The sequence below is a fragment of the Devosia nitrariae genome, from assembly GCF_030160115.1.
GTDB classification, from domain to species: domain Bacteria; phylum Pseudomonadota; class Alphaproteobacteria; order Rhizobiales; family Devosiaceae; genus Devosia; species Devosia nitrariae.
Map to the genome: position 1 here is coordinate 437992 of NZ_BSNS01000011.1, position 23101 is coordinate 461092.

Annotated in this window: 22 protein-coding genes; 10 read left to right on the forward strand and 12 right to left on the reverse strand. The window is 63.9% G+C overall.

Annotated elements, in window-relative coordinates; genetic code table 11:
* Positions 1-456: 456 nt before the first annotated feature.
* Positions 457-2103 (forward strand): sensor histidine kinase, encoded by a 1647-nt coding sequence (locus tag QQK18_RS12600; protein WP_284340691.1) that lies wholly within the window; start codon positions 457-459, stop codon positions 2101-2103.
* The gene (locus QQK18_RS12605) at positions 2036-2737 is read left to right on the forward strand and encodes a response regulator (RefSeq protein WP_284340692.1); all 702 of its coding nucleotides are present in this window, start codon (positions 2036-2038) and stop codon (positions 2735-2737) included. The genes QQK18_RS12600 and QQK18_RS12605 overlap by 68 nt, the downstream gene beginning before the upstream one ends.
* Positions 2738-2800: 63 nt before the next feature.
* Here QQK18_RS12605 and QQK18_RS12610 read toward each other — a convergent pair whose 3' ends face one another.
* From QQK18_RS12610 to phnC, 5 genes are all read right to left on the reverse strand, one after another.
* Positions 2801-3421 carry a DapH/DapD/GlmU-related protein gene (locus QQK18_RS12610; RefSeq protein ID WP_284340693.1) on the reverse strand — a complete coding sequence of 207 codons (621 nt, stop codon included), beginning with the start codon at positions 3419-3421 and terminating at the stop codon, positions 2801-2803.
* Positions 3418-4272 (reverse strand): phosphonate ABC transporter, permease protein PhnE, encoded by an 855-nt coding sequence (gene phnE, locus QQK18_RS12615; RefSeq protein WP_284340694.1) that lies wholly within the window; start codon positions 4270-4272, stop codon positions 3418-3420. Before phnE (QQK18_RS12615) ends, QQK18_RS12610 begins: the two co-directional genes overlap by 4 nt.
* A 1-nt stretch (position 4273) precedes the next feature.
* Positions 4274-5185 carry a phosphonate ABC transporter, permease protein PhnE gene (phnE, locus tag QQK18_RS12620; protein ID WP_284340695.1) on the reverse strand — a complete coding sequence of 304 codons (912 nt, stop codon included), beginning with the start codon at positions 5183-5185 and terminating at the stop codon, positions 4274-4276.
* Positions 5186-5258: 73 nt separating this feature from the next.
* Positions 5259-6200 (reverse strand): phosphonate ABC transporter substrate-binding protein, encoded by a 942-nt coding sequence (gene phnD, locus QQK18_RS12625; RefSeq protein ID WP_284340696.1) that lies wholly within the window; start codon positions 6198-6200, stop codon positions 5259-5261.
* A 111-nt stretch (positions 6201-6311) separates the two neighbouring features.
* Positions 6312-7142: a phosphonate ABC transporter ATP-binding protein gene (gene phnC, locus QQK18_RS12630; protein ID WP_284340697.1), complete on the reverse strand. Its 831-nt coding sequence runs from the start codon at positions 7140-7142 to the stop codon at positions 6312-6314.
* A gap of 399 nt (positions 7143-7541) precedes the next feature.
* Between phnC and QQK18_RS12635 the strand changes: the two genes are divergently transcribed.
* Both QQK18_RS12635 and QQK18_RS12640 read left to right on the forward strand, forming a co-directional pair.
* Positions 7542-8117 (forward strand): TRAP transporter small permease subunit, encoded by a 576-nt coding sequence (locus QQK18_RS12635; protein ID WP_284340698.1) that lies wholly within the window; start codon positions 7542-7544, stop codon positions 8115-8117.
* Positions 8117-9505, forward strand: a complete 1389-nt coding sequence (locus QQK18_RS12640; protein WP_284340699.1) for a TRAP transporter large permease — start codon at positions 8117-8119, stop codon at positions 9503-9505. The genes QQK18_RS12635 and QQK18_RS12640 overlap by 1 nt, the downstream gene beginning before the upstream one ends.
* A 38-nt stretch (positions 9506-9543) precedes the next feature.
* Here the strand turns inward: QQK18_RS12640 and mctR are convergent, their stop codons facing one another.
* Positions 9544-10185, reverse strand: coding sequence for a two-component system response regulator MctR (gene mctR / locus QQK18_RS12645; RefSeq protein WP_284340700.1), 642 nt, complete (start codon positions 10183-10185; stop codon positions 9544-9546).
* The gene (gene mctS, locus QQK18_RS12650) at positions 10182-11564 is read right to left on the reverse strand and encodes a two-component system sensor histidine kinase MctS (RefSeq protein WP_284340701.1); all 1383 of its coding nucleotides are present in this window, start codon (positions 11562-11564) and stop codon (positions 10182-10184) included. The genes mctR and mctS overlap by 4 nt, the downstream gene beginning before the upstream one ends.
* 235 nt (positions 11565-11799) lie before the next feature.
* On the opposite strand from mctS, the gene QQK18_RS12655 reads away from it, so the two are divergent.
* The 5 genes from QQK18_RS12655 to QQK18_RS12675 all read left to right on the forward strand — a co-directional run bounded on the left by QQK18_RS12655 (position 11800) and on the right by QQK18_RS12675 (position 17439).
* Positions 11800-12909 carry a TRAP transporter substrate-binding protein gene (locus QQK18_RS12655; RefSeq protein WP_284340702.1) on the forward strand — a complete coding sequence of 370 codons (1110 nt, stop codon included), beginning with the start codon at positions 11800-11802 and terminating at the stop codon, positions 12907-12909.
* Positions 12910-13079: 170 nt separating this feature from the next.
* Entirely contained in the window at positions 13080-13955 is an 876-nt protein-coding gene (ku, locus tag QQK18_RS12660) for a non-homologous end joining protein Ku (protein ID WP_284340703.1), read from the forward strand.
* A 3-nt stretch (positions 13956-13958) separates the two neighbouring features.
* The gene (ligD, locus tag QQK18_RS12665) at positions 13959-16631 is read left to right on the forward strand and encodes a DNA ligase D (RefSeq protein ID WP_284340704.1); all 2673 of its coding nucleotides are present in this window, start codon (positions 13959-13961) and stop codon (positions 16629-16631) included.
* A gap of 248 nt (positions 16632-16879) precedes the next feature.
* Positions 16880-17260, forward strand: a complete 381-nt coding sequence (locus QQK18_RS12670) for a YciI family protein (protein ID WP_284341033.1) — start codon at positions 16880-16882, stop codon at positions 17258-17260.
* Entirely contained in the window at positions 17257-17439 is a 183-nt protein-coding gene (locus QQK18_RS12675) for a hypothetical protein (protein ID WP_284340705.1), read from the forward strand. The genes QQK18_RS12670 and QQK18_RS12675 overlap by 4 nt, the downstream gene beginning before the upstream one ends.
* On the opposite strand, the gene QQK18_RS27555 is transcribed toward QQK18_RS12675, so the two are convergent.
* From QQK18_RS27555 to QQK18_RS12690, 4 genes are all read right to left on the reverse strand, one after another.
* Positions 17436-17552: a DUF2474 family protein gene (locus tag QQK18_RS27555; protein WP_379994376.1), complete on the reverse strand. Its 117-nt coding sequence runs from the start codon at positions 17550-17552 to the stop codon at positions 17436-17438. The genes QQK18_RS12675 and QQK18_RS27555 overlap by 4 nt on opposite strands.
* On the reverse strand, positions 17552-18556 hold the full coding sequence (gene cydB / locus QQK18_RS12680; RefSeq protein WP_284340706.1) for a cytochrome d ubiquinol oxidase subunit II: 1005 nt from the start codon (positions 18554-18556) through the stop codon (positions 17552-17554). Before cydB ends, QQK18_RS27555 begins: the two co-directional genes overlap by 1 nt.
* Positions 18546-19967, reverse strand: coding sequence for a cytochrome ubiquinol oxidase subunit I (locus QQK18_RS12685; protein ID WP_284340707.1), 1422 nt, complete (start codon positions 19965-19967; stop codon positions 18546-18548). The genes cydB and QQK18_RS12685 overlap by 11 nt, the downstream gene beginning before the upstream one ends.
* Before the next feature lie 166 nt (positions 19968-20133).
* The gene (locus QQK18_RS12690; RefSeq protein ID WP_284341034.1) at positions 20134-21279 is read right to left on the reverse strand and encodes a citrate synthase; all 1146 of its coding nucleotides are present in this window, start codon (positions 21277-21279) and stop codon (positions 20134-20136) included.
* Positions 21280-21360: 81 nt separating this feature from the next.
* Here QQK18_RS12690 and QQK18_RS12695 point away from each other — a divergent pair, with 81 nt between their 5' ends.
* On the forward strand, positions 21361-22440 hold the full coding sequence (locus QQK18_RS12695; protein WP_284340708.1) for a citrate synthase/methylcitrate synthase: 1080 nt from the start codon (positions 21361-21363) through the stop codon (positions 22438-22440).
* Between the two features lie 138 nt (positions 22441-22578).
* Here the strand turns inward: QQK18_RS12695 and QQK18_RS12700 are convergent, their stop codons facing one another.
* The gene (locus tag QQK18_RS12700) at positions 22579-22977 is read right to left on the reverse strand and encodes a hypothetical protein (RefSeq protein ID WP_284340709.1); all 399 of its coding nucleotides are present in this window, start codon (positions 22975-22977) and stop codon (positions 22579-22581) included.
* Between the last annotated feature and the right edge of the window lie 124 nt (positions 22978-23101).

A 23101-nucleotide genomic window follows, 5' to 3' on the forward strand; every position in this document is an offset into this window, starting at 1 on the left:
TCTCCCTTTTGCGCGCCAGCAAGACGCGCCTTGCTCAAAACAACCGCAGCCCCACCTACTTGTGCCTCACCCGAAAGCGTGCCCGGTTGCAGTTGTTCTTGCGCATTAGGGAATCGGAAACCATACAACTACGGATATAGACCGCCGTTAATCATTAATTAGGGTTTCAGCTTGGCGGCTTCAGCAAACGCCAATTTCTCTTTGTGATCGAAACATACGCTGATTCAACCACTTGCGGTGCCCGCCCCGGTTCACGGAACTGCCTTCGCTGCAGAGGTGTTGAGGTAAAGCCGGTGCAGGCGGGTACGAATCCGGGACACGATCGATGTATCGGTTAACAATATCTTGATCGCGCGCTACGTCACGTCTTCGAACCCGCATAGACTGACATCGCTGGTTCACTCCGGGGGAAGAGAGCTGACTGAAAAGGTCGACACTACGGCGCGGCGTCTATCGTTGCCATCGCGGGTTGCCGAATGGGTGGCTCAGGGCGGAGCCGGTCGGGCAGTCGCCTACTCGCGGCTGCTCTTGGCTTCGGTGGCACTCGTTGCGACCTATATCGACCCCACGCAGCCCGCGCGCTTCAGCCAGATCACTTACGCGCTGCTTGCGGCCTACGTCCTCGGGGCAGCTCTGGTTGTTGTCGCTGAGCGGACCGCCCCCGCCGACTCGCGGCGGACCCTCTTCGTCCACGCCGTCGACATCGCCGTTGCAGCAGTCCTGGTTTTCCTGACCGAAGGCCCAACCAGCCCGTTCTTTACCTTCTTCACCCTGGCAATTGTCGGCGGCACTCTATCCTGGGGTGCTCGTGGGGCGACCCTTACGGCGCTGGTTCTTGTTACGGCATTCCTGGGCATTACCGCTTTCCAGGGTGCCACGGGCGGGGACGTGGATTTCAACCGGGCGGCCGTGCGAACCACATACCTCATCGTTGCGGCGGTCCTGCTCGCCTATTTCGGCTGGTATCGAGAGCGCAACGAAGAGCGGCTGCAGCACCTGGCGGGCTGGCTGGTTGCAGCCGAAGGCGAGGCGAAAGACGATCCGGAACTCGCCAGCACACTCGAGCATGCAGCCCTGGTTCTGGGCGTTCGGCGGGTGCTCGTCGTCTGGGAGAGTGAGGCGGATCCGCACTTGCACCTTGCGCTGTGGACGGGCACGGAATGTCTGACGTCGCAATCGGCGGAACCTGGCGGAGCCGTCGTTGCCAAGGAGATTTCCGGCCGCAGTTTCTACTGGTCTCGCGTGACTGGTAAGGTGGTGACGCGGCGGCGCCGCGCACGCCTGCTCGCCCAGGCCCCGCTTGCGCATGAACTGCTTGAGGAGTTCGGGGTGGCGTGTATTTCGGCTGCGCCGTTCGAAGCACCACCCTATTCGGGTACCGTGTTCATGCTCGACCCTGGCCCGTTCAGCTTCGAGCTGTTGACCCTGACGGAACTGGTCGCTCGCCGGATCGGTGATCGGTTCGAGCATTATCGCCTGACGCGAGAGCTTGCCGAAGCATCCGTCAATCGGGAGAGAGCAAGACTGGCGCGCGATCTGCACGATGGCACTCTGCAGGACCTCACTGCGGCGGGACTGTCTCTCAAGGCAATGTCGAGCAGGGTCGCGCCGGGCGACAAGGAGAGCTTCACCCAGATCGTCGAGCTGCTCGGCGAGCAGCAGGCACGCATGCGTGCCTTCGTCGACCTGATGAACCCCAAGAGAGCGGCCGGCACGCACACCTCCCTGGCGGCGGTTCTCGAGACTTCCGGCCGGGCGCTGGCCCGCCAGTGGGGGTGCCGTATCCAGACCCGCGTCGAACCCACCAGCGCCATGGTCTCCGCAAGCAGGGAACTGCAGCTGAGGCTGATAATCGCAGAGGCCATCGCCAACGCGGCGCGGCATGGCAGAGCTTCGGATGTGCGGATCGAGGCCCGCATGGACGATCGCATCTTTATGGATGTCTTCGACAATGGAACCAACCACGCTACCACGCAGCGCCGGACCCACGGCGACCCCGCCCCGTTCTCACTGGCGCAGCGGATAACGGAGATGGGTGGAAGCTGCCGCCTTTTTGTCGATGAGCGCGGGGGCCACCTCGCCATCGAGTTGCCGGAGGCCTGACCGCATGGTTGTTCGGATAGCGATCGCAGATGACCATCCGATTGTCCTGAGCGGCCTGCTCAACCTCGTTTCCACCGACAACGCATTTACCGTCGTGGCGTCCGCGCCCGAAGGCAGGGCTATCCTGACGGCAATTCGCCAGGAAAAGCCCGACATCGCGGTTCTCGACCTGAACATGCCAGGCCTGTCGGGGCTCGAAGTGCTGGCGGCCATCCGGCTGGAGGCGTTACCAACTCGGGTTGCCTTGCTCACCGCAACGATCTCGGATGCCCAGGTTTTCGATGCAGTGGCAAATGGTGCGGCCGCACTGGTGCTCAAGGAGGCCGCGCCTGAAACGCTCATGGATTGTCTGCATGCGCTGGCGGCAGGTCGCAACTGGCTGTCCGGTCAAGAGATCCAGGCTGCCCTGCACCGCGAGGGCCAGCGGCGGCTCAGATGGCAGGAGCGGTCGCGGTCGCTCACCGTCCGCGAGCTTCAGATCGTCGACCTGATCCTTAAAGGCGCGTCAAACAAGGAAATTGCCTATCAGTTGCAGGTGTCGGACGGGACTGCCAAGGTTCACGTCCATAACATTTTCCAAAAGCTCGAGGTCGCTTCGCGCGCGGAACTCCTGGAGCTTGCCGCAGGCCAATGACGGCAATGCAACCCGTTGCGCGACAAGGTCGCCTCGGTTCCCCTGGGCGAGGGATCGATGCCGCTAGCCCTCGTATTTTTCCACGAATGCCTCGGCGCTCAGCGCCCGCATGTCCCGCAGCGTTTCGCCGAGCTTGTCGTGATCCCAGTCCCACCAGGCGAGTGCAATGAGCCGCTCGGCAACAGATTCTGGAAAACGCCGCTTGATGACTTTGGCCGGCACGCCCGCGACGATGGTGTAGGGCGCCACGTCCTTGGTGACCACCGCCGAGGAACCGACGACGGCTCCGTCGCCGATGGTGATGCCCGGCATGATGACGGCGCCGTGCCCGATCCACACGTCGTTGCCGATGGTGACGCGATGGTCGCGGCGCCATTGGAAGAATTCGATATCGTCGCCGAGATCGAACCCATACTGGTGCGAGCGGTAGGTGAAGTGGTGCTGGCTCGCCCGCCAGGTGGCGTGGTTGCCCGGGTTGATGCGGGCGAACGCGGCGACCGAGCAGAACTTGCCGATGGTCGAATAGATGATCGAGCCGTCATGGACGATGTAGCTGTAGTCGCCGAAATCGGTCTCGGCGATGGAGGTGCGTGCGCCGACCTCGGTGAAACGGCCGAGGCGCGACTCGCGGATGCTCGCGCTGGGGTGGATGCTCGGCTGCTCGCCGGGGGTCTTTTCGCTCATTTCCTGCCCGTATCGGCGTTGATGATCCGCATGCGGATGCGGCGCGAGAGGTTGTCGATGACGGCGACGGTTACCAGGATCATCACGATGATGAAGGCCGCCTCATCCCAATTGTTGATGCGGATACGGTCGGAAAGCGCGAGGCCGATGCCGCCCGCCCCGACGATGCCGAGGATCGTGGCCGAGCGAACGTTGGATTCGAAGAAGTAGAGCACGTGGCTCATCATGACCGGGAAGACCTGAGGGAAGACGCCGAGCCGCATGGTCTGAATGCCGCTGCCGCCGGCGGCCCGCACGCCCTCGATCGGCTTGCGGTCGACGTTCTCGATGGCCTCGGCAAAGAGTTTGGAAAAGACCATCAGGTCGCCGACCGCGATGGCCAGCACGCCGGCGAACGGGCCGAGACCGACGGCCGAAACGAAGATCAGCGCCCAGACCAGCCCGTCGATGCCGCGGAAGGTGTCGAAGACGCGGCGCAGCCCGAAGTGGAAGAGCCGGTTGGGCACGAGATTCTTGGCGCCGAGGAATCCCAGCGGCACGGCAAGAACGGCGGCGATCAGCGTGCCGAGGAACGCCATCGCCAGCGTCTCGAGCATGGCGTAGCAATAGCCGAGAAAAGCGCCGCCATCGGTGGGCGGGATCATCAGGACGACGAGGAAGCCGAGCTTTGACAGCCCGTTCCAGATGCGCAGGGGCGACGCGTCGATCCACCAGAGGCCGAAGGCGAGGAGCGCGGCAAACCCGAGCCACAGGCCCCACTCGCGCAGTCGCTCGGCCAGCGGACGCCGGAAGATTTCGGGATTGGAGCGCCTGAGGCGCGCGATCTCGCCATGGGTGATGGTCAAGGTCATTCTAGTGTCCCGTGGTGAGATCCTGGCCGATCAGGCGGTGGCGGATCGTTTCGCAGGTGATGTCGATGATCGCGGTGGTGGCGATCAGGAGCAGCATGATGGCGCTGATGTCGGTGTATTCGAACTGCCGGATGGCAACGTAGAGGTCCTGCCCGATGCCACCGGCTCCGACGATGCCGAGCGCCGAGGCGCCCCGGACGTTGATCTCGAAGCGTAGGAGCCCATAGCTCGCATAATTGGGCAATGCCTGCGGCACGACGGCCAAGCGCATGATCATCGCCCAGCTGCCGCCCGCCGCTCGTACGCCCTCTATCGGACGCGGGTCGATGTTCTCGTTGACTTCGGCAAAGAGCTTACCGAGCGAACCGGCCGTATGCACGGCGATGGCCAGCACGCCCGCGAACGGGCCGAGCCCGAGGGCGAAAACGAAGATCAGCGCGAAGACGAGTTCGGGAACGGTGCGGAAGAATTCGAGCAGCCGCCGGCTGACGAAATAGATGGCGGTGTTGTCGATGAGGTTGCGCGAGGCGGGAAAGCACAGGAAGAGCGCAACGATGCCGCCGAGCGCGGTGCCGACAAATCCCATGAGGATCGTCTCGACCAGCAGGCGCAGCCAGTAGTTGATGCCCCAGTACCAGTCGGCGAGGTCTGCCCAGAAGTTGGACAGCGAGAGGCTCGGCAGGGTCCCCGCAATGTAGTTCCAGGCCTTGGGCAGGCCGATGAGGAGCCCTGTAATGCTGAAGTCGCTGACAAGGATTGAGCCGACGAGGGCCGCCAGGAACAGCGCCCCGTAGAGAGTGGTCCACAACCGCTTTAGATTGCGGGCGCTGCGATAGTGTTCCTCAAAGGCAGATATACGCTCCGAGTGTGTGGACGCCGGCAGCTTTCCGGCCGTCTCTGCGCGCATCGTCATTGTGCCGGACCTTGAGGTTCGCCGAGAAAACGGCACGGAGGCAGAGCCCTCCGTGCCGCCAGGGCGTTTTCGATCAGTTGGACGCGTTGCGGCGGCGCTCTGCGGCGTTGTATTCGGTGATGGCGATCACATCGAGATAGTCCTCGTGCCTGGCCTCGACGTAACCGGTGGAGTTGCCGCGGGTATACTCGGCAAAGCCTTCCGGATCGGCCTCGGGGAAAGCCATGAGGGCGGCGCGGAACTCGTCCTGCAACTCCTGCGGCAGGCTGGTCAGCATCATCACCGGCGTGTTCGGAATCACGGGCGATTTCCAAATGATCCGGGTCGAGCCCTCCGGGATCATGCCCTTGTCTTCCATGGTCTGGATGTTGCCGGCATTCTCGTTGCGCCAATGAGTGGCGACAACCTCGAAGGTGCCGTTGACGAGGCCGATAACGCTCTGCTCATGACCGCCCGAGAAGGCGACCTCCCCGAAATACTCGTCTGCCGTCGTTTGGAGTTCGGTCGACAGGTAGTAGGACGGAACTGCATAGCCGGAGGTCGAGTTTGGATCGGCGAACGCGAACGACTGGCCCCTGACGTCTTCGATCGTCTGGTAGGGACTGTCGGCTTGCACGGCGAGGATCGAGTAGTATCCTCGGTCCCCGGCCTCGTCGAGCGTGATGGCGACTGGCGCAACTCCTTCCCCCATGATCTTGCGTGCGAGCGCGTAAGCGGCTGGCCCGACCGATGCAATCTGCACATGGCCCTGGCGCATTGCCTCGATGACCGCGGCATAGTCGGTGCCGCGCACGATGTTGACCGGAACCCCCAGCGTTCTGCTCAAATAGTCGGCATAGGGCTGGGTGCGTGCGATGGCATCGGTCTCGTTCTCGCCCGAGGAGATGCCGATCGTCAGTTCCGGAAACTGCTCGCGCCAGTCCGGGGCTGGAGAATCTTGGGCGAGGGCGGGCGCGGCAAGAGACAACGCGAGAGCGAGCGCCGTGAAGGCACGGCGGGTAAAGCGAGCGGTCATGGGACCAGTTCTCCTATTGGGACTGAAAGGATCGGGCGCTGCGGCGTCCGGAGTGTTTTCAGCAAAAGCGGTCGCCACTTTTGCGGTTCGAAAACGCGATAACTCAACAACTTAGTGCGCCGATTGGACCACCCGGGGCTCGGCCGTGCCAGCAACCCTGTGCCGCGCGACAATGGTCGACGTGAGGCTTTCGTCGACCGTCTCGTCGTCGGCCCCGCCATAGATCTCCTGGATGACCGCCGGCGTCAGCGCCTCGGGCGCGCCGTCGAATACCAAGCGGCCCTGCGCCATGCCGACGATACGGTCGCAATAGGCGCGGGCGGCATCGAGCGTATGGAGGTTGCAGATAACGGTCATCCGATCCTCCTTGTTGATCGTGCGCAGCGCTTCCATGACCAGGCGCGCATTGCGCGGATCGAGCGAGGCGATGGGCTCGTCGGCAAGGATCAGCTTCGGGTTCTGGATGAGCGCCCGGGCGATGGCGACACGCTGCTGCTGACCACCGGAAAGCGTGTCGGCCCGCTGCAGGGCCTGCGGCAGCAGGTCCAGCCGGTCGAGCGCCGCCGCGGCCATACCCCGCTCATGCGTCGAGAAATGCTTGAACATCACTGGCAGCGTGCCGGCCGTGCCGATGCGCCCGATAAGGACATTGGTGATGACGTCGAGCCGGTTCACCAGGTTGAACTGCTGGAAGATCATGGCGCAGCGGGCCCGCCAGGCCCGCAGGTCCTGGCCGGAAAGGCCGCTGATGCTGCGCCCCTCGAAGAGGATATCGCCCGATGTCGCGGAAACGAGCCGGTTGACGAGCCGCAGCAGGGAGGATTTGCCCGCCCCCGAGCGGCCGATGACGCCCACCATCTGACCCGGTTCGACCCGCAACGATACTTGGTCCACCGCCAGGACATCGCCGAACGACTTAGTCGCGCTCCTGATTTCGAGCATGCCGATGCCTTTCGCTCTGGTTCCGGAATAAATCGCTGACAGAAATACTTGAGCGGCTGCTTTAGGTCGCCAAGTCAAGCTTCGATGTGTGGACGCTAACGATTGAATATGACATTCGTATTTCACCTAAGCCGTTGTAATCGAATATCTTATTCTTAGACGAATACAAAATTCGTATAAATGTCCAGGTTCCGAGCAATATCAACCGGTTAGGCGGCGACGCGCGCCTGCGGGCACGTGGCCTGCGGCTGGACCGCCGTCGCACCTACCCATTTCTACGGGGTCCCGTGACCGAAAACGGCGTTTTCGGGTCGATCGGCTGTTGCACGGCGTACCGGATTTGCCCTATCCGTCCACTGCCCGCAATAAGAAGAAAGATGCGGGGGGAGATATCGGCAAATGCGCTTGCTCGTTGGGTTCATCCGTCTCGTCGGCGGACTGAACTGGATCGTCGGACAGACCCTGTCCTGGCTAGCCCTCGGTACTGTGCTCGTCTGCTTCACCGTGGTGGTGCAGCGTTACGTCTTCCACACATCGATGATCTGGTTGCAGGACCTCTATGTGTGGTTGGCGGGCGCCATGTTCACGGGCGTCGCCGGTTTCGCGCTCCTGCGCAACGACCATGTGCGTGTGGACATCTTCTACCGGCCCTGGCCGGTGCGGCGAAAGGCGATAGCCGATCTCTTCGGCGTCGTCTTTTTCCTTTTGCCGTTCATGTATGTGGTCTGGACCTATGGCTGGGTGAACGTCACCCGCTCCTGGGGCTTGCGCGAGGGCTCGGGCAACATTGGCGGCATGCCGGGGCTCTTTATCCTCAAGAGCTTTATCCTCGTCTTTGCCGTGCTCATCGCGTTGCAGGGCCTCGCCATGGCCGCCCGTGCCATCCTGGTGCTGGCCGGCCGTGAGGAGATGCTGCCCGAACACCTGCGCTACCAGCGCGATGGTGACGCCCACCACGCCGGAGAGATCGCCTGATGGATCCCGTCCTCCTGGGAGAGATTCTCTCTGCCCTCATGTTCGTCGGCGTCATCGGCGTCTTGCTGATTGGCTTCCCCGTCGCCTTTTCGCTGGCCGGCACCGCCTTGATCTTCGGGCTCATCGGCTGGTGGCTCGGCGTGTTCGACCCCTCGAACTTCGGCTCGCTGGCGCCCCGCTATATCGGCCTGATGATCAACGAAGTGCTGGTCGCCGTGCCGCTCTTCATCTTCATGGGCGTGACGCTCGAACGTTCGGGCATCGCCGAGCAACTGCTTTTGACCATGGGCAAGCTCTTCGGCAATTTGCGCGGCGGGCTCGGCATCTCCGTAGTCATCGTTGGCGCGCTGCTTGCCGCCTCGACGGGCGTTGTCGGCGCAACAGTCGTGACCATGGGCCTGATCTCGCTGCCGGCGATGCTGCGTGCCGGCTACAAGCCCGAGCTCGCGACTGGCGTCATTGCCGCGTCAGGCACCCTCGGCCAGATCATCCCGCCCTCGACGGTTCTCATCTTCATGGGCGACATGCTCTCAGGCATCAATCAGCAGGTGCAGATGGCCCAGGGCAATTTCGCGCCCGAGCCGGTGTCGGTCGGCGCGCTCTTTGCCGGAGCCCTCCTGCCGGGCGTGGTGCTGGTCGCTCTCTACATGGGCTTCGTTGTCTTCAAGGCGGTGACCGACCCCAAGTCGTGCCCGGCGACCCCGGTGCCGGACGCGGAGCGGCAGCACCTGCTGCGCGAGGTGGCGGTTGCCCTCATCCCGCCGCTGCTGCTGATCATCGCCGTTCTCGGCTCGATCCTCGGCGGCATCGCGACGCCAACCGAAGCCGCCTCCGTCGGTTCCGTCGGCGCTTTGATCCTCGCCGCGCTCCGTCGCAAGCTCACCTTGCCCATCCTGCATCAGGTGGTGGTCTCGACCGCGACCATCACCTCGATGGTCTTCATCATCCTCTTCGGCGCGGCGGTATTCTCGGTCGTGTTCCGCATGATGGGCGGCGACAATCTCGTGCACGAGTTCCTCGCCTCGATGCCCGGCGGCGCCATCGGCGCGGCGATCATCGTCATGTTCATCATGTTCCTCCTGGGGTTCATCCTCGACACGTTCGAGATCATCTTCATCGTGATCCCGATCACCGCGCCGATCCTGCTGACCCTGGGGCTCGATCCGATCTGGCTGGGTGTGATGGTGGGCGTTAACCTGCAGACGAGCTTCCTGACGCCACCCTTCGGGTTTGCGCTCTTTTACCTCCGCGGCGTCGCCCCGCCGCAGGTCTCGACCGGCATGATCTATCGCGGCGTCATTCCCTTTGTGATCCTGCAGATCATCGCAATCATGGTGCTATTCGCGTTCCCGCAGATCATCACCTGGCTGCCGGAGGTGCTCTACTAGAGCGGGACGCGAAAAAGTGGGAACGGGAGAGTAGCCTTTCACCCCTCCGTGCCCATCAGCCCGTTGTCGATGACATAGCGGGTGAGGCCAGCGGTGGTGGCGATGCCGAGCTTTTTCTTGATATTCTTGCGGTGTGTTTCGACCGTGCGCACCGAGATGTCGAGATCGGCGGCGACGTCCTTGTTGGATTTGCCGCGCGCCAGCAGTAGCAGCACGGCCTGCTCGCGCGTCGTCAGCGGCATGGCCGCCTCGTTGCGGTGCCGCCGCTCCAGCAGCGCGTCGGCCACTCCCGAGGAGAAATAGGTGCCGCCCGCCGCCACCGCCTCGATGGCGGCGACGATCTCGTCGGTCGATACGTCCTTGAGGATATAGCCCGAGGCCCCGTACATGACGGCGGTCGAGATGTATTCACGGCTGTCGTGCATGGAGAGCATCAGCAGCCGCGCCTTCGGGAAACGCTCGCGGAAGAGCTCGATAGCGTCGAGCCCGCTGAGGTTGGGCATGTTGATGTCCATCATCACCACGTCCGGCGCGATCTTCGCGGATTCGGCCAGCGCCGCCTCGGCCGAGCCGACCGCTGCGGTAACCTCGATGTGCGCATAGGTCTCGAGCACCGACCTTATGCCCTCGAGCACCAGCGGATGATCGTCGCAGATCAGGACGCGAATGGGTGCGCTCACGCCGGTTCGAGCTCCGAACTCTGCCCGATGTAGACCGACTTGGGCAGGCGGGCTCGGAGCGTTGTTCCTCCGCGGGTCGTCCTGACGTCAAGCGACCCACCGAAGTGTTCCATGCGCTCCTGCATATTGCGCAAGCCAAGGCCGCCCTGCGCACGCGCCGCCGGCATATCGGAAAAGCCGCGTCCATCATCCTCGATGAGAAGCTGTGCGCCGTTGCCGTCGCTGGAGATCGCCATGCGCACATGGGTGGCGTCGGCATGCCGCTCGATGTTGGTCAGCGCCTCCTGCGCGACGCGGTAGAGGGCGGTTTTTGCCTCCGGCAGCAGCACGTTCTTGAACGCCACCGACTTGAGGTCGACGGTGATGCCCGTGCGTTCGGTGAAGCTGTCGGTCAGCGCTTCGAGTGCGGCGCTGAGGCCCAGATCGTCAAGCATGCCAGGTCGTAGGTCGTGGGAGATGCGCCGCACCTCCTTGATGGCGCCGTTGAGGCCCTGGGCTCCGCGCTCGATGACGGCGAGCGTATCCGGCGCATCGGAGCGGACCTTGGCGGCTGCAAGGTCGAGCATGTAGCGGGCCGCCACCATCGACTGCGAGATGCCGTCGTGCAACTCGCGCGCGATGCGGGCGCGCTCCTCCTCCTGCGTATCGATGACCCTCTGCGTCAATGCCTTGAGCTTGGTGTCGGCCAACCGGCGCTCTCGCAGCGTCAGCATGAAGCTGGCAAGGAATACTCCGAAGACGATGGGAACGGTGATGGCCGCAACGATGATGAAGGTGGTGTTGATATGCGAGCGCAGGTCCTCCTCGGCCGCGGCGGTCTGGGCGAAGACGTCGTCGAGGTAGACGCCGGTGCCGAGCATCCATTGCCACTTGTCGAGGCCGACGGCAAAGGAGAGCTTGTCGGCCACGGTCCCGGCAGATGGCTTCTCCCACTTGTACTGGTGGAGCCCGCCGCCCTCCTTGGCCCGTTCGATGAGGTTGTAGATCACGCGATTGCCGTCGGGATCTTCCATATCGAGCCAGTTCCTGCCGTGACGGAACGCCTGGCGTGGATGGACGACGTTGATCCCGTCGTAGTCGTAGACGAAGAAATACCCGTCCGGCCCATAATCGAGCGCCGATAGGATTGCCTGTACCTGGGCCTTGGCCTCCTCGTCGTCGGGTCCGGCGGCCGAGTAGATCTCGTCGATGGCCGAGATCGCCATGTTGGTCAGGTTGAGGAGCTCGTTCTCCTTGGACCGCAGCAGGTTGCGCTCGAAGGTCGCGATGCTGGCGCGCGCCAGCTGTGTGGACTGGAAGGTAACGAGCGCAGTGATGGCAAGGATGGCGAGCACGAGCGGCAGCACCGCCAGCGCCAGGATCTGCTGTCGAAGGTTCATCTCTGTCCGGGCTCCTCCCCAGGAGCGAATGGTAGCACGCCGCCTATGCGATGCGGCTGCGTAGTAGTGGGTAGCTCTTTATCGGTTTTGTAATTCGCTGCAAGCAGTGTACTGGACAACCATTCGCCATGGCGCTTGTCTATGATAACGCGAATGCGTTGCGGCCGCCTTCAGGAGAAGGCGGCGCTGACTGCTTTGTAAGCGGACGATGATCCGCTGGGGCTCTCTTGGGAGGATGACTGTGAAGAGACGTGAATTTTTCAAATCCGCCAGCGTGACGGCGGTTGGAGCTGCTGCTGCGACTGCAGGACTGGCGACCCCTGCCATTGCCCAGGGCAACGCCACCTGGCGCATGGTGACCACCTGGCCAAAGAACTTTCCGGGCCTCGGCGTCGGTGCACAGCGCCTTGCCGACCGCATCACGGCTGCGACCGGCGGGCGTCTGACCATCCAGGTCTTCGCCGCCGGCGAGATGGTGCCGGGCCTGCAAGCGCTGGATGCTGTCATCGACGGCTCGGCCGAGATGAGCCACGGCGCGGCCTACTACTGGCAGAACAAGAGCCAGGGCTTGTCGTTCTTCACCGGTGTGCCCTACGGCATGACCAGCCGCGAATTGACCGGCTGGGTGCGCTATCTCGGCGGCCAGGAGATCTGGGACGAGATCTACGACCAGTTCGGTCTGCAGGGGTTCCTTTCGGGCGACACCGGCACCCAGGCTGGCGGCTGGTTCAAGAACGAGCTGACGGGCGTTGCCGACGTGCAGGGCCTGCGCTTCCGCACGCCCGGCCTCGGTGGGCAGGTCTGGGCTAAGCTCGGCGCTTCGGTCACCAACCTCGCAGCCGGTGAAATCTTCGCCGCCCTGCAGTCGGGCACGCTCGATGCGGCCGAGTTCGTCGGTCCCTATAACGATCTGGCGCTCGGCTTCTACCAGATCGCCAAGAACTACTACTTCCCGAGCTTCATCGAGCCCGGCCTCGCCACCGAACTCGTGGTCGACAAGGCCAAGTTCACCGCGCTGCCGGCCGATGTGCAGGCGATCGTCAGGGACGTCTGCCAGGCCGAATACGACGCGGTCGCGGCCGACTTCGCCGCCAACGACCCGCGCGCCCTGCAGGCGCTCGTCAGCGAGCACGACGTCCAGATCCGCCAGTTCCCTGAGGAGATCCTGGAGGCGGGCGCCGTTGCCGCCAAGGAACTGCTCACCGAAATCCGCGAGAGCGGTGACCCGCTGACCAAGAAGACGGCTGAGAGCTTCGTGGCCGGGCTCAAGCTCGTGCGTCAGAAGACCGACGGCACGGACATGCTCTTCCTGCGCGCACGCGAGCAGTACTTCACTCTCGACTAAGCCTGGCCCAGCTTCTCATTTTGAGCCCGGCGGGAGACCGCCGGGCTTTTTGTTTTTGTGGTCCGGTGAGGGGGCCTTCGTCGCACAACGAAGCAAAGTGTTGAGACAGGAACAATCGCCGCGGGCATCGCGTTGACGCATGAGGAAACTCGAAGCGTTGCGAGCGTCACATGGCTGCACGTCCCATCTGGAAAGGCCAATTGCGCCTTTCCCTGGTCTCCATCCCTGTCGAACTCTACAGCGCCACCAAATCCGGCGCTAAGCCCTCGTTCCGCCAGATCCACGAGCCGACCGGCAAGCCCATCCACTATCAGAAGGTCGTGGAAGGAGTGGGTCCGGTGGACAAGGACGAGATCATGCGCGGCTTCGAGTACGAGAAGGGCGATTATGTCCTTCTGACCGACGAGGAGCTGGATGCCGTCAAGCTCGAGACCAAGAGGACGCTCGAGCTCACCCAATTCGTCGGCGCCTGCGAGATCGACCCGATCTATTTCGACAAGTCCTATTTTGTCGTGCCCTCCGACGAGTTGGCCGAGGATGCCTTCCGGGTGATCCGCGATGCGTTGCGCCAGACTGAGAAGGTCGGGCTCGGGCAGCTCGCCTTGCGCGGCAAGGAGTATCTGGTGGCCATCAAGCCCACCGGCACCGGCCTGTTGATGGAAACGCTCCACTACGAGGCGGAAATCCGCAAGGCCGACCCCTATTTCAGCGAGATTTCGGACAAGAAGGCCGAGAAGGACCTGCTCGATGTAGCGACCGCCCTTATCGAGAAGAAGACCGCCAAGTTCGACGCCGAGGTGTTTAGGGATCACTACCAGGCGGCGCTGCGTGAGCTGATCGAGCGCAAGCTCAAGTCCAAGGGCCGCAAGATCACCGCAAAGGAAGAGGAGGCGCCCGCCCGTCCGTCGGGTGAGAACGTCGTCGACCTCATGGCGGCCCTGAAGCAAAGCCTCGAAGGCTCCCGGGGCAAGGCGCGCACCAAATCCTCGTCTGCTTCCAAATCGAAATCGAAAGCGAAAGCGACGACCCGCAAGAAGGCGAGCTGAGCTATGGCCGAGAAGGCGGATACGCTGCTCAAGGAGTACCGGGCCAGGCGCGACTTCGCCAAGACCCAGGAGCCGGAGGGCGCCGCGCGCGCCGGCACGGGCAAACAGTTGTCGTTCGTCGTCCAGAAGCATGATGCCACCCGCCTGCACTACGACTTCCGCATCGAGCTCGACGGGGTCCTGAAGAGCTGGGCGGTGACCAAGGGGCCTTCGGACAACCCCGAGGACAAGCGGCTCGCCGTGCGCGTCGAGGACCATCCGCTCGACTATGGCGGCTTCGAGGGCACCATCCCGGAAGGTGAGTATGGCGGCGGCACCGTGATGCTCTGGGACGAGGGCACCTGGGAGCCGATTGGCGATCCGCACGAGGGCCTGCAGAAGGGCGACCTCAAGATGCGCCTCAACGGGCAGCGGATGAAAGGTGACTGGGTGCTGGTGCACATGAAGGGCCGCGACAGCAAGCGACGAGGTGCCGCCGCGCGCCAGAACTGGCTGCTGATCAAGCATCGCGACCGCTACGCCCGCGACGAGGGTACCTTGACCGAGCGCTTCACCCGCTCGGTTTCCACCGGCCGTGACCTGGAGGGGATCGCCAAGGGCCTGAAACCGAAGAAGCGCACGCGCACCCCGGCCAAGGCCGTCTGGCAGTCCAATGCCGACGAGACCGAGGAGGACAAACCCGCGCCTGCAGCACGCGCGCGCAAACCGAGGCCGGGAACCAAGCCGTTGCCCGAATTTCGGCCGCCCCAACTGGCAACGCTGGTCGATGCGGTCCCGCAAGGGGACGATTGGCTGTTCGAGATGAAATATGACGGCTACCGGTGCTTTGCGGCCATTTCCGGTGGTTCGGTGCGGCTCTATACCCGCAACGGCAACGACTGGACCGACAAGTTCGGAGCGCTCGTCGATCCGTTCTCGCGCCTGACCCGCGGTTCGGCCCTGATCGACGGCGAGATCTGCGCATTCGACGACAAGGGAAGGACGGACTTCACAACCCTCAAGACCGCGCTCAGCGAAGGCGGCGAACTGGTGTTTTTCGCCTTCGACCTCCTCGAACGCGACGGCAAGGACTTGAGTCGGCGCCCGCTCAAGGAGCGCAAGGACGACCTGAAGGACCTCCTCGGCAAGATAGAGCGCTCCTCGTCAATACAGTTCTCCGAGCACGTGACCGGCAACGGGCAGCGCGTCTTCGACCACATCTGCCGGGCCGGACATGAAGGCATCATCGCCAAGCTCGCCAGTGCGCCCTATCGCGGCGAGCGCACCCGCTCCTGGCTCAAGGTCAAATGCACCAAGCGGCAGGAGTTCGTCATCGGCGGATGGCGCCCGTCGGAAAAAAAGCGCACCTTTGCTTCCCTGTTGCTCGGCACGTTCGAGGGTGACAAGCTCATCTACCGCGGACGCGTCGGCACGGGGTTCAACACTAAGGGCTCCATCGAGCTGCAGAAAAAGCTCGACGCGCTGGCCCGCAAGACCAAGGCGTTCGAGGAGGTGCCGCGCGACATCGTGCGCCGCGCGCGCTGGGTCGAGCCGGAATTGGTGGCCGAGGTCGCCTTTACCGAAACGACTCCCGACAATTACCTGCGCCACCCGTCCTTCCTCGCGCTGCGCGAGGACATCCAAGCAAAGGGGGTCGTGATGGAAACGCCGCGCCCGATCGAAACAGTCGAACCTGCCGCCAGGGACGAAGCCAAGGATAAAGCCAAGAACAAATCGAAGACCACAACTGCGAGAAAAACCACAACCACGGGCGGCAAGGCGGCACATCTGCCCGTCGAGGAGGGCTTGGCCGCGGCCGAGCGTGAGGGGGTGCGGCTGACCAGCCCCGATCGCGTGATCTATCCCGAGCAGGGGGTGACCAAGGCCGAGCTTGTCGCCTATTACGCGGCCGTGGCCGAGCGCATGCTGCCCTACATCGCCGACCGGCCGCTGAGCCTCGTGCGCTGCCCGCAGGGGCGGGCCAAATACTGCTTCTTCCAGAAGCACGACACCGGCGGCTTCCCTTCCGAGATGAAGTCGGTAGCGATCGTCGAAAAGGAAGGCGAGAAAGAGGACTATTTCTATATCGACAGCCTTGCCGGCCTGATTGCCGGCACGCAGATGAATGTGCTCGAGTGGCACCTGTGGGGCTCACGGCGTACCAGCATCGAAAAGCCCGAGCGTTTGATCTTCGATATCGATCCGGACGTCGGCCTCGACTTTGCGGCGGTAAAGGCCGCGGCGGTCGATCTGCGTTCAGAGCTCGCCGGCCTTGGCCTCGAAAGCTTTGCGATGGTCACCGGCGGCAAGGGCGTGCACGTCATCGTGCCGATCAGGCCGAGACTGGAGTGGCCGCAGGTCAAGGAGTTCTGTCGGGGCTTTGCGCAAAAGCTCGCCGGCGAGCAGCCGGACAGATACACCGCCAACCTCTCCAAGGCGCAGCGCAAGGGTAAGCTCTTCATTGATTATCTGCGCAACGAGCGGGGCTCCACCGCCATCGCGCCCTGGTCGACCCGCTCGCGCCAGGGCGCACCGGTCGCCGTACCGGTGACCTGGGACGAACTCGATGGTGTCGAGAAGGCCAACCAGTTCTCGCTTGCCGCCGCGGTGGAGCAGGCCCGAGGGCCCGACCCCTGGAAGGGCTACTTCGACCTTAAGCAGGGCCTGACCAAGGCCATGCTGGACAAGCTGACCTGACCATTGCCTGACCGAGGTATACGTCTTTCACGGTAGATACCTGGCGGTCGTCGGGCCCGAAAAGCTGGTCAATACGTTCGGCATGGAAGGCATGTTCGAGGACAACGCCCTGGTCGAGACTCACACATTCGATCCTTTTTCATGGGGCCGGCACGATGTGCCGGCCCCATGTCGATTCCACCGAACCTTGTTCGTCGTCATATCGAGACCGGCCGTTTCAGGTGGCTGGGGAACACGAGGTGACGAAGATGAAGTTCATGTGCCTGGTCAAATCTCCCGAACCCAACCCGGCCGGCGCACCGCCGGCGGCACTGTTCGAGGCGATCATACAATTGGGCGCCGAGGCTGAGGCTGCCGGCGTGCTGGTCGAGCAGGGCGGACTGCTGCCGACCGGCCTTGGCGCGCTGATGATGGTCGACGCCAAGGGCAATATCAGCACCATCGACGGGCCGTTTGCCGAGACCAAGGAGGTCTTCGGCGGCTATGCGGTCTACGACGTCGCCGACAGGGACGCGGCCATCTATTGGTCGCGGCGCTTCGCCGAGCTGCACACCGAGCACTGGCCCGGCTTCGTCTTCACCATCGAGATCCGACAGATGATGTATCAGTCCAAGGGAGGCGGGTCATGAACGCCGAGCGCATCGTTCCACTGGTGACGACCGTGTTCGTCATAGCGACGGCAATGGCCGTGCTCTTTGTCAATCCTGCAGTCGCGCGCGAGGCAAGCGTGCCAAGTTCGATCGCAAGCACGGCGCACCAGACCGTTGTGGTGGCCCCTGGCGAGCTCCAGGCCAGATGCATGGCTTAACCGGGCATCAGGAACGCCCGGATGACGAGTCCGACTGCCGTTACAGCGAGAACCCCGGCGACCCAGAGGCCGACGAACCAGAGCAGCCGGCGGCGAAGCGGCGGGTCTGCCATCAGTGATAGCCCTCCTCGGGATCGACCTTGCCGCGGAACACCCAATAGGCGTAGCCGGTGTAGGCGAGGATGATCGGCACCAGCACCACTGCACCAACCAGCAGGAAGGCAAGCGAGCTGTCCGGGGCGGCAGCCTCCTCGATGGTCAGCGCTCCCGGCACGATATAGGGATAAAAGCTGATACCGAGGCCGACGAACGAGAGGACGAAGAGGCCCAGCGCCGCAAGGAACGGTTGCAGGTGCTTGTCCGTCGTCAGCCCGTGCCAGAGGGCGACGGCGCATCCGGCGACCAGCAGCGGCACGAAGGCCGAAAAGAACGCGGTGGGCCAGCCGAACCAGCGATCGAAGTAGACCGGGTTGATGAAGGGCGTCCAGAGGCTAACCAGCCCGATGAGCGCGATGGTGCCAGCTCCCGTCGCCACGGCGATCCGGCGCGCGCGCTGCTGGAGATCGCCGGTGGTCTTGAGGTTGAGCCAGGTCGCCCCGAGAAGCGCATAGCCGACGACGACGGCTAGCCCGGTGAGGATGGTGAAGGGGCTCAGCCAATCCCACCACCCCCCGGCATAGGCGCGGTCGGCGATGGCGATGCCCTTGACCAAGGCCCCGAGCGCGATGCCCTGCATCAGGGCAGCAATCGTCGACCCGGCAGAGAACCCGACGTCCCACCAGATCGACCCGCGCTGGGTGCGCCAGCGGAACTCGAAGGCAACGCCCCGGAAGATGAGGCCCAATAGCATCAAGATGATCGGCATATAGAGCGCCGGCAGCACCGTGGCGTAGACCACCGGAAAGACGGCCATCAGCCCACCGCCGCCCAGCACCAGCCAGGTCTCGTTGCCGTCCCAGACCGGTGCGACCGAGTTGGTCATCACGTCGCGGTCATGCCGGGCGGGAAATAGCGGAAACAGGATGCCGACGCCGAGGTCGAATCCGTCGAGCACCACATAGGCGAGAACGGCAAAGGCGATGAGGCCCGCCCAGACGGTCGGCAGATCAATGGGCATCGGTGCCTCCCTCGCGGATCGGCTCTTCCTGTGCGGGGCCGGGATTGATGCCGGCGGCGCGGTGCGGCCCCTTGTCGAGCTCGTGATCCTCATCCATCACGGGCGTCCGCCGCATGAGGCGTAAGAGGTAGAAGACGCCGGCCCCGAACACGATGAAGTAGACGACGATGAAGGCGATGAGCGAGGCGCCGACCGCCGGTGCATCGACCGGCGACAGGCTCTCGCTCGTGCGCATGAGATTGTAGACCGTATAGGGCTGGCGGCCGACCTCTGTCGTGTACCAGCCGGCGAGCACGGCAACGAAGCCGGAAGGTCCCATGACCAGCGCGGCGCGATGCAGCCATTGATTGGTATAGAGCGTTCCCCGCCAGCGCGCCCATAGCGACCAGAGGCCGATGCCCAGCATCAGAAAGCCGATGCCGACCATGATGCGGAAGGTGAAGAACGGGATGATGGCCGGCGGCCGGTCCTCGCGCGCCCACTCCTTAAGACCATGCACCTCGCCGTCGAGGCTATGGGTGAGGAGCAGCGAACCGAGTTTGGGGATCTCGATGGCAAAGTGCGTCTCCTCGGCCTCGTCATCCGGGATGCCGAAGAGGATGAGCGGAGCGCCGTTCTGGGTCTCGTAGTGGCCTTCCATGGCGGCGATCTTGGCCGGCTGGTGCTCGAACGTGTTGAGCCCGTGCTGATCGCCGACGAAGATCTGGATCGGCGTGACGATGGCGGCCATCCACATGGCCATCGAGAACATGATCCGCGCCTGCCGGTTCTCCCGATCTTTCATCAGGTGCCAGGCCCCCACTGCGCCGACGCCGAAGGCGGTAGTCAGGAACGCGGCGAGCACTGTATGGGTCAGCCGGTAAGGAAAGGACGGGTTGAAGATGATGGCCAGCCAGTCCTCCGGCACGAAACTGCCATTGGCATCAACCGAGAAACCGGCAGGCGTGTGCATCCAGCTGTTGGCAGAGGTGATCCAGGTCGCCGAGATCAGGGTGCCGATGGCCACCATGGCGACCGCGAACATGTGCAGCCCGTCGCCCACGCGCTTGCGCCCGAAGAGCGCGATACCAAGGAACCCGGCCTCGAGGAAGAAGGCGGTCAGCACTTCGTAGCCCATCAGCGGCCCGATGACGGCGCCGGCCCGGTCCGAGAACACCGCCCAGTTGGTGCCGAACTGGTAGCTCATCACGATGCCGGAGACGACGCCCATGCCGAAGGTGATGGCAAAGATCGTCTTCCAGTATTCGAAGAGCTTGAGATAGGCCGGGTCCCGCTTCCACAGCCACAGTGCATTCAGGACGGCAATATAAGCTGCCGTGCCGATGGAAAAGGCCGGGAAGAGGAAGTGAAAGGAAACGGTGAACGCGAACTGGATCCGCGCCAGGATTTCCGCCGTCAGCCCTAGGAACATACCATACCCTTCTCTGCCCGCCCGATGGCGACGCCGCACGAAAGCAGCGCTACGAGGATATTAAGGTCTATATGGCGCAAAGCATGATGCGACCAAAGGTGTCTGCGACAGCACGCCACAACCGCGAACGATCGTGACAGATTCCCCACCGACCGCAACCGCTGGTCTAGGCCGGCAGTTCCGGCGGCGGTCCGACATAGCGGGCGCGCGGCCGGATGAGGCTGCCGCCCACGGCCTGCTCGACCGCATGAGCCAGCCACCCGACGGTGCGGGCGACGGCGAAAACGACGAGGGGTGCGTCGTCCGGCAATCGGTGGGCACTGGTGAGCGCGGCGAGCGCGAAGTCAACGTTGACGCGGTCGCCGAAAATCTCCTCTCCGACCTTGCGGACCGCGGCATAGGGCGCCGGTATCTCGAAGCTCTCGAACAGCGCCTCTGCCCGAACATCGCCATCCGGATAAAGCGCATGACCGAAGCCCGCAATGGCGCGGCCTTCGGAAAAGTAGTCGCGTACGGCCTGCTCGTCCCCGGCCGTCTGCGCCACGGCAGCGCGCACAGCTCGCCAAGCGCCGCCATGCAGCGGCCCTGTGAGGGTGGCGAGCCCCGAGAGCACCGCTGCCGACAGCGGCGCCCCGGTGGAAACGGCAACACGGCAGGCAAAGGTTGACGCATTGAGCTCGTGGTCGGCCAGCAGCACCAGGGCGCGGCGCAGTGCATCGCCCGCTTCGGGCCGATCCCACACGAGCGCGAGGCGCCGGTGCAGCGGCTGGTCGGCCGGACCGGGGGCGAGTGTTGCCGCAACGATGTCGAGCACGCGGGCCGCTTCGTCGGTCAGGTCCGCCTGCGATCGGCCGATGGTCGGCGCATCCGCCCCGATATGGGCTGCGAGCACGGCAAGTGCCGTCGAGAGGCTGGGCACGACGCCGGGCGCGACACTATCGACAGGTCGGCCGAGGTGCAGCGGTCCGGGCACGCCCCACAGCAGCGCAGCGGTATCCTCCAGCGTGGCAGCGGCGGCGAGGGTGGCGGCGTCCCGCCCGCGATAGTAGAGCTGCCCGCCCGCGATTGTCGAAACGGCCGAAGCGAGCACGGGATCGCCCCACCGGATCGCTTCGGCCGCGATCGCACCACTGGCACGCCGACCGGCCGGACGGGCAGCAAGTCGCCTGACGTCCTCGCCATGATAGAGGCTGCGCCGCGGATCGGCGGGATCGGGCCTCGCCCGGATGCGGCCCCGGCTGACGTTCGCATAAAGCGTCTGAGGTTTGGTGCCGAGAAGGGCGAGAGCTTGCGCGGAGGTGAGCCAGGGCATCGGTGACATTGATCAATTGCGTCAAGATTGACGTCAATCAAACTAGCGCCGATGAAACGTTGAGACAAAGGAGAAATGCGGATGAAGAGCGGATTGGAAGACGTCGTTGCGGCCGAGACCCGCTTGTCTGACGTCGACGGCGCTGCCGGTCGCTTGGTCATCGGCGGTCTGCCGCTGGACAAGCTTGTCGCCGAATACCGGTTCGAAGACGCAGCGAGCCTGCTGCTCGGCCGGTTCTTCGGCAACCAAGCTATAGACGAAGCCGCGCTCGCTGCCGCGCGCGCCGAGGCCTTTGTGCACGTCGACGCGTTGGACGATCTGCTCCTCGCCATGCCGCCGGTCGATGCCATGCGTGTCCTGCTCGGCCGGCTGCAGGATGGTGAGGACGTGGCATCGGCACTGCGCCTTCTGGCCGGGCCGGCCGTGTTCCTGCCGGCAATCCTAAGGCGCCAGCGCGGTGAAGCCGCCATCGCGCCCGACCCAGGCCTTCGGCATTCGCCCGACATCCTTTATATGCTGCGCGGCGAGCGGCCGAGCGAGGAGCACGCCGCGGCGCTCGATGGCTATCTGGTCATGGTCTGCGATCATGGTCTCAATGCTTCGACATTTGCCTCCCGCGTCATCGCTTCGACCGGCGCCGGGCTCGCGTCTTCGGCCCTGGCAGCGCTGAGCGCCCTCAAAGGGCCGCTGCATGGCGGTGCACCGGGCCCGGTGCTCGACATGCTCGACGCTATCGGTCAGCCCGAGAACGCCCGCGATTGGCTTACAGCCGAACTCGATGAGGGGAGGCGCCTGATGGGGTTCGGCCACCGCATCTACCGGGTGCGCGATCCGCGCGCCGATGCGCTGAAATCGGTGCTGGAGCGGCTCACCGCAACCGGGCAGGTGGACAAGGCGCGCATTGAGCTGGCCGAGGCCGTCGAGACGGCAGCGCTGAGACTCCTGGCGGAGCGCAAGCCCGATCGGCCGCTCCTCACCAATGTCGACTATTATACCGTGTTGCTGCTCGAGGCGCTCGGCTTCCCGCGTGAAGCCTTCACCGGCCTCTTCGCCATCGGCCGCATGGCCGGCTGGCTCGCCCATGCGCGCGAGCAGGCGACGGACGGACGCCTGATCCGCCCCCAGTCGCGCTATATCGGGCCGGTGCCGGAAGCGGCGTGAGCTCTATTCTCTCGCGCTTCCGAACCGCAAAAGTGGCGTCCATCCCGGATCAAGTCCGGGACGGGTTTGCTGAAACGTCCAATGCGCGCGATCGGACCCTCGAACTCTGACTGGATTTCAAAGGGAGCAGAACCGCTGTCACTCAGGCATCTGTGGCGGCGCCATTACGATATAGGGAGCGCTGGGCTTTTGACCTGGCGGCACAAACTCCGGCGCCGGGTCGCCCGTTTCACCGAGCGATTTGATGTACTGATACAGCGAACGCATGTCCGACTCCGCGAAGTGATGCACGTTGAACCAGGGCATGGGCGGCCGTGTCTTGAAAGACTTGAGATAGTCCACCCATTGATCCTCGGATTTCTGGCCCGCCAGGATACGGAGATTTGTCGGATAGGTGGTCCCCCAAGGGCCCTGGAAACCGACGGAGTCGCCTTTGAGGGCGGCAGCCGGATCAACTTGCCCCTCGCTCTGTGCATAGCCCGTCGTGTGGCAATCGTGGCAGCCGCCGATAATGGCAATGTGCGCGCCCCGTTCCACCGAGACGTCGGCCTCTTGCCCAAAGGCCACGGTCGAACTGAATCAGGAAAATCGACATGGATCGCAACATCTCCCACTCCTCCAAAATGTGGCGCACCCCTTCCGCTGTGCGGTTGAGCGCCTA

Excerpts from the sequence above, each read along its gene's own strand:
- QQK18_RS12610 (WP_284340693.1), bottom strand. The coding sequence starts at position 3,421 with ATGAGCGAAAAGACCCCCGGCGAGCAGCCGAGCATCCACCCCAGCGCG.
- phnE (WP_284340694.1), bottom strand. The coding sequence starts at position 4,272 with ATGACCTTGACCATCACCCATGGCGAGATCGCGCGCCTCAGGCGCTCC.
- phnE (WP_284340695.1), bottom strand. The coding sequence starts at position 5,185 with ATGACGATGCGCGCAGAGACGGCCGGAAAGCTGCCGGCGTCCACACAC.
- phnD (WP_284340696.1), bottom strand. The coding sequence starts at position 6,200 with ATGACCGCTCGCTTTACCCGCCGTGCCTTCACGGCGCTCGCTCTCGCG.
- phnC (WP_284340697.1), bottom strand. The coding sequence starts at position 7,142 with ATGCTCGAAATCAGGAGCGCGACTAAGTCGTTCGGCGATGTCCTGGCG.
- QQK18_RS12635 (WP_284340698.1), top strand. The coding sequence starts at position 7,542 with ATGCGCTTGCTCGTTGGGTTCATCCGTCTCGTCGGCGGACTGAACTGG.
- QQK18_RS12640 (WP_284340699.1), top strand. The coding sequence starts at position 8,117 with ATGGATCCCGTCCTCCTGGGAGAGATTCTCTCTGCCCTCATGTTCGTC.
- mctS (WP_284340701.1), bottom strand. The coding sequence starts at position 11,564 with ATGAACCTTCGACAGCAGATCCTGGCGCTGGCGGTGCTGCCGCTCGTG.
- QQK18_RS12655 (WP_284340702.1), top strand. The coding sequence starts at position 11,800 with ATGACTGTGAAGAGACGTGAATTTTTCAAATCCGCCAGCGTGACGGCG.
- ku (WP_284340703.1), top strand. The coding sequence starts at position 13,080 with ATGGCTGCACGTCCCATCTGGAAAGGCCAATTGCGCCTTTCCCTGGTC.
- ligD (WP_284340704.1), top strand. The coding sequence starts at position 13,959 with ATGGCCGAGAAGGCGGATACGCTGCTCAAGGAGTACCGGGCCAGGCGC.
- QQK18_RS12670 (WP_284341033.1), top strand. The coding sequence starts at position 16,880 with ATGAAGTTCATGTGCCTGGTCAAATCTCCCGAACCCAACCCGGCCGGC.
- QQK18_RS12675 (WP_284340705.1), top strand. The coding sequence starts at position 17,257 with ATGAACGCCGAGCGCATCGTTCCACTGGTGACGACCGTGTTCGTCATA.
- QQK18_RS27555 (WP_379994376.1), bottom strand. The coding sequence starts at position 17,552 with ATGGCAGACCCGCCGCTTCGCCGCCGGCTGCTCTGGTTCGTCGGCCTC.
- cydB (WP_284340706.1), bottom strand. The coding sequence starts at position 18,556 with ATGCCCATTGATCTGCCGACCGTCTGGGCGGGCCTCATCGCCTTTGCC.
- QQK18_RS12685 (WP_284340707.1), bottom strand. The coding sequence starts at position 19,967 with ATGTTCCTAGGGCTGACGGCGGAAATCCTGGCGCGGATCCAGTTCGCG.
- QQK18_RS12690 (WP_284341034.1), bottom strand. The coding sequence starts at position 21,279 with ATGCCCTGGCTCACCTCCGCGCAAGCTCTCGCCCTTCTCGGCACCAAA.
- QQK18_RS12695 (WP_284340708.1), top strand. The coding sequence starts at position 21,361 with ATGAAGAGCGGATTGGAAGACGTCGTTGCGGCCGAGACCCGCTTGTCT.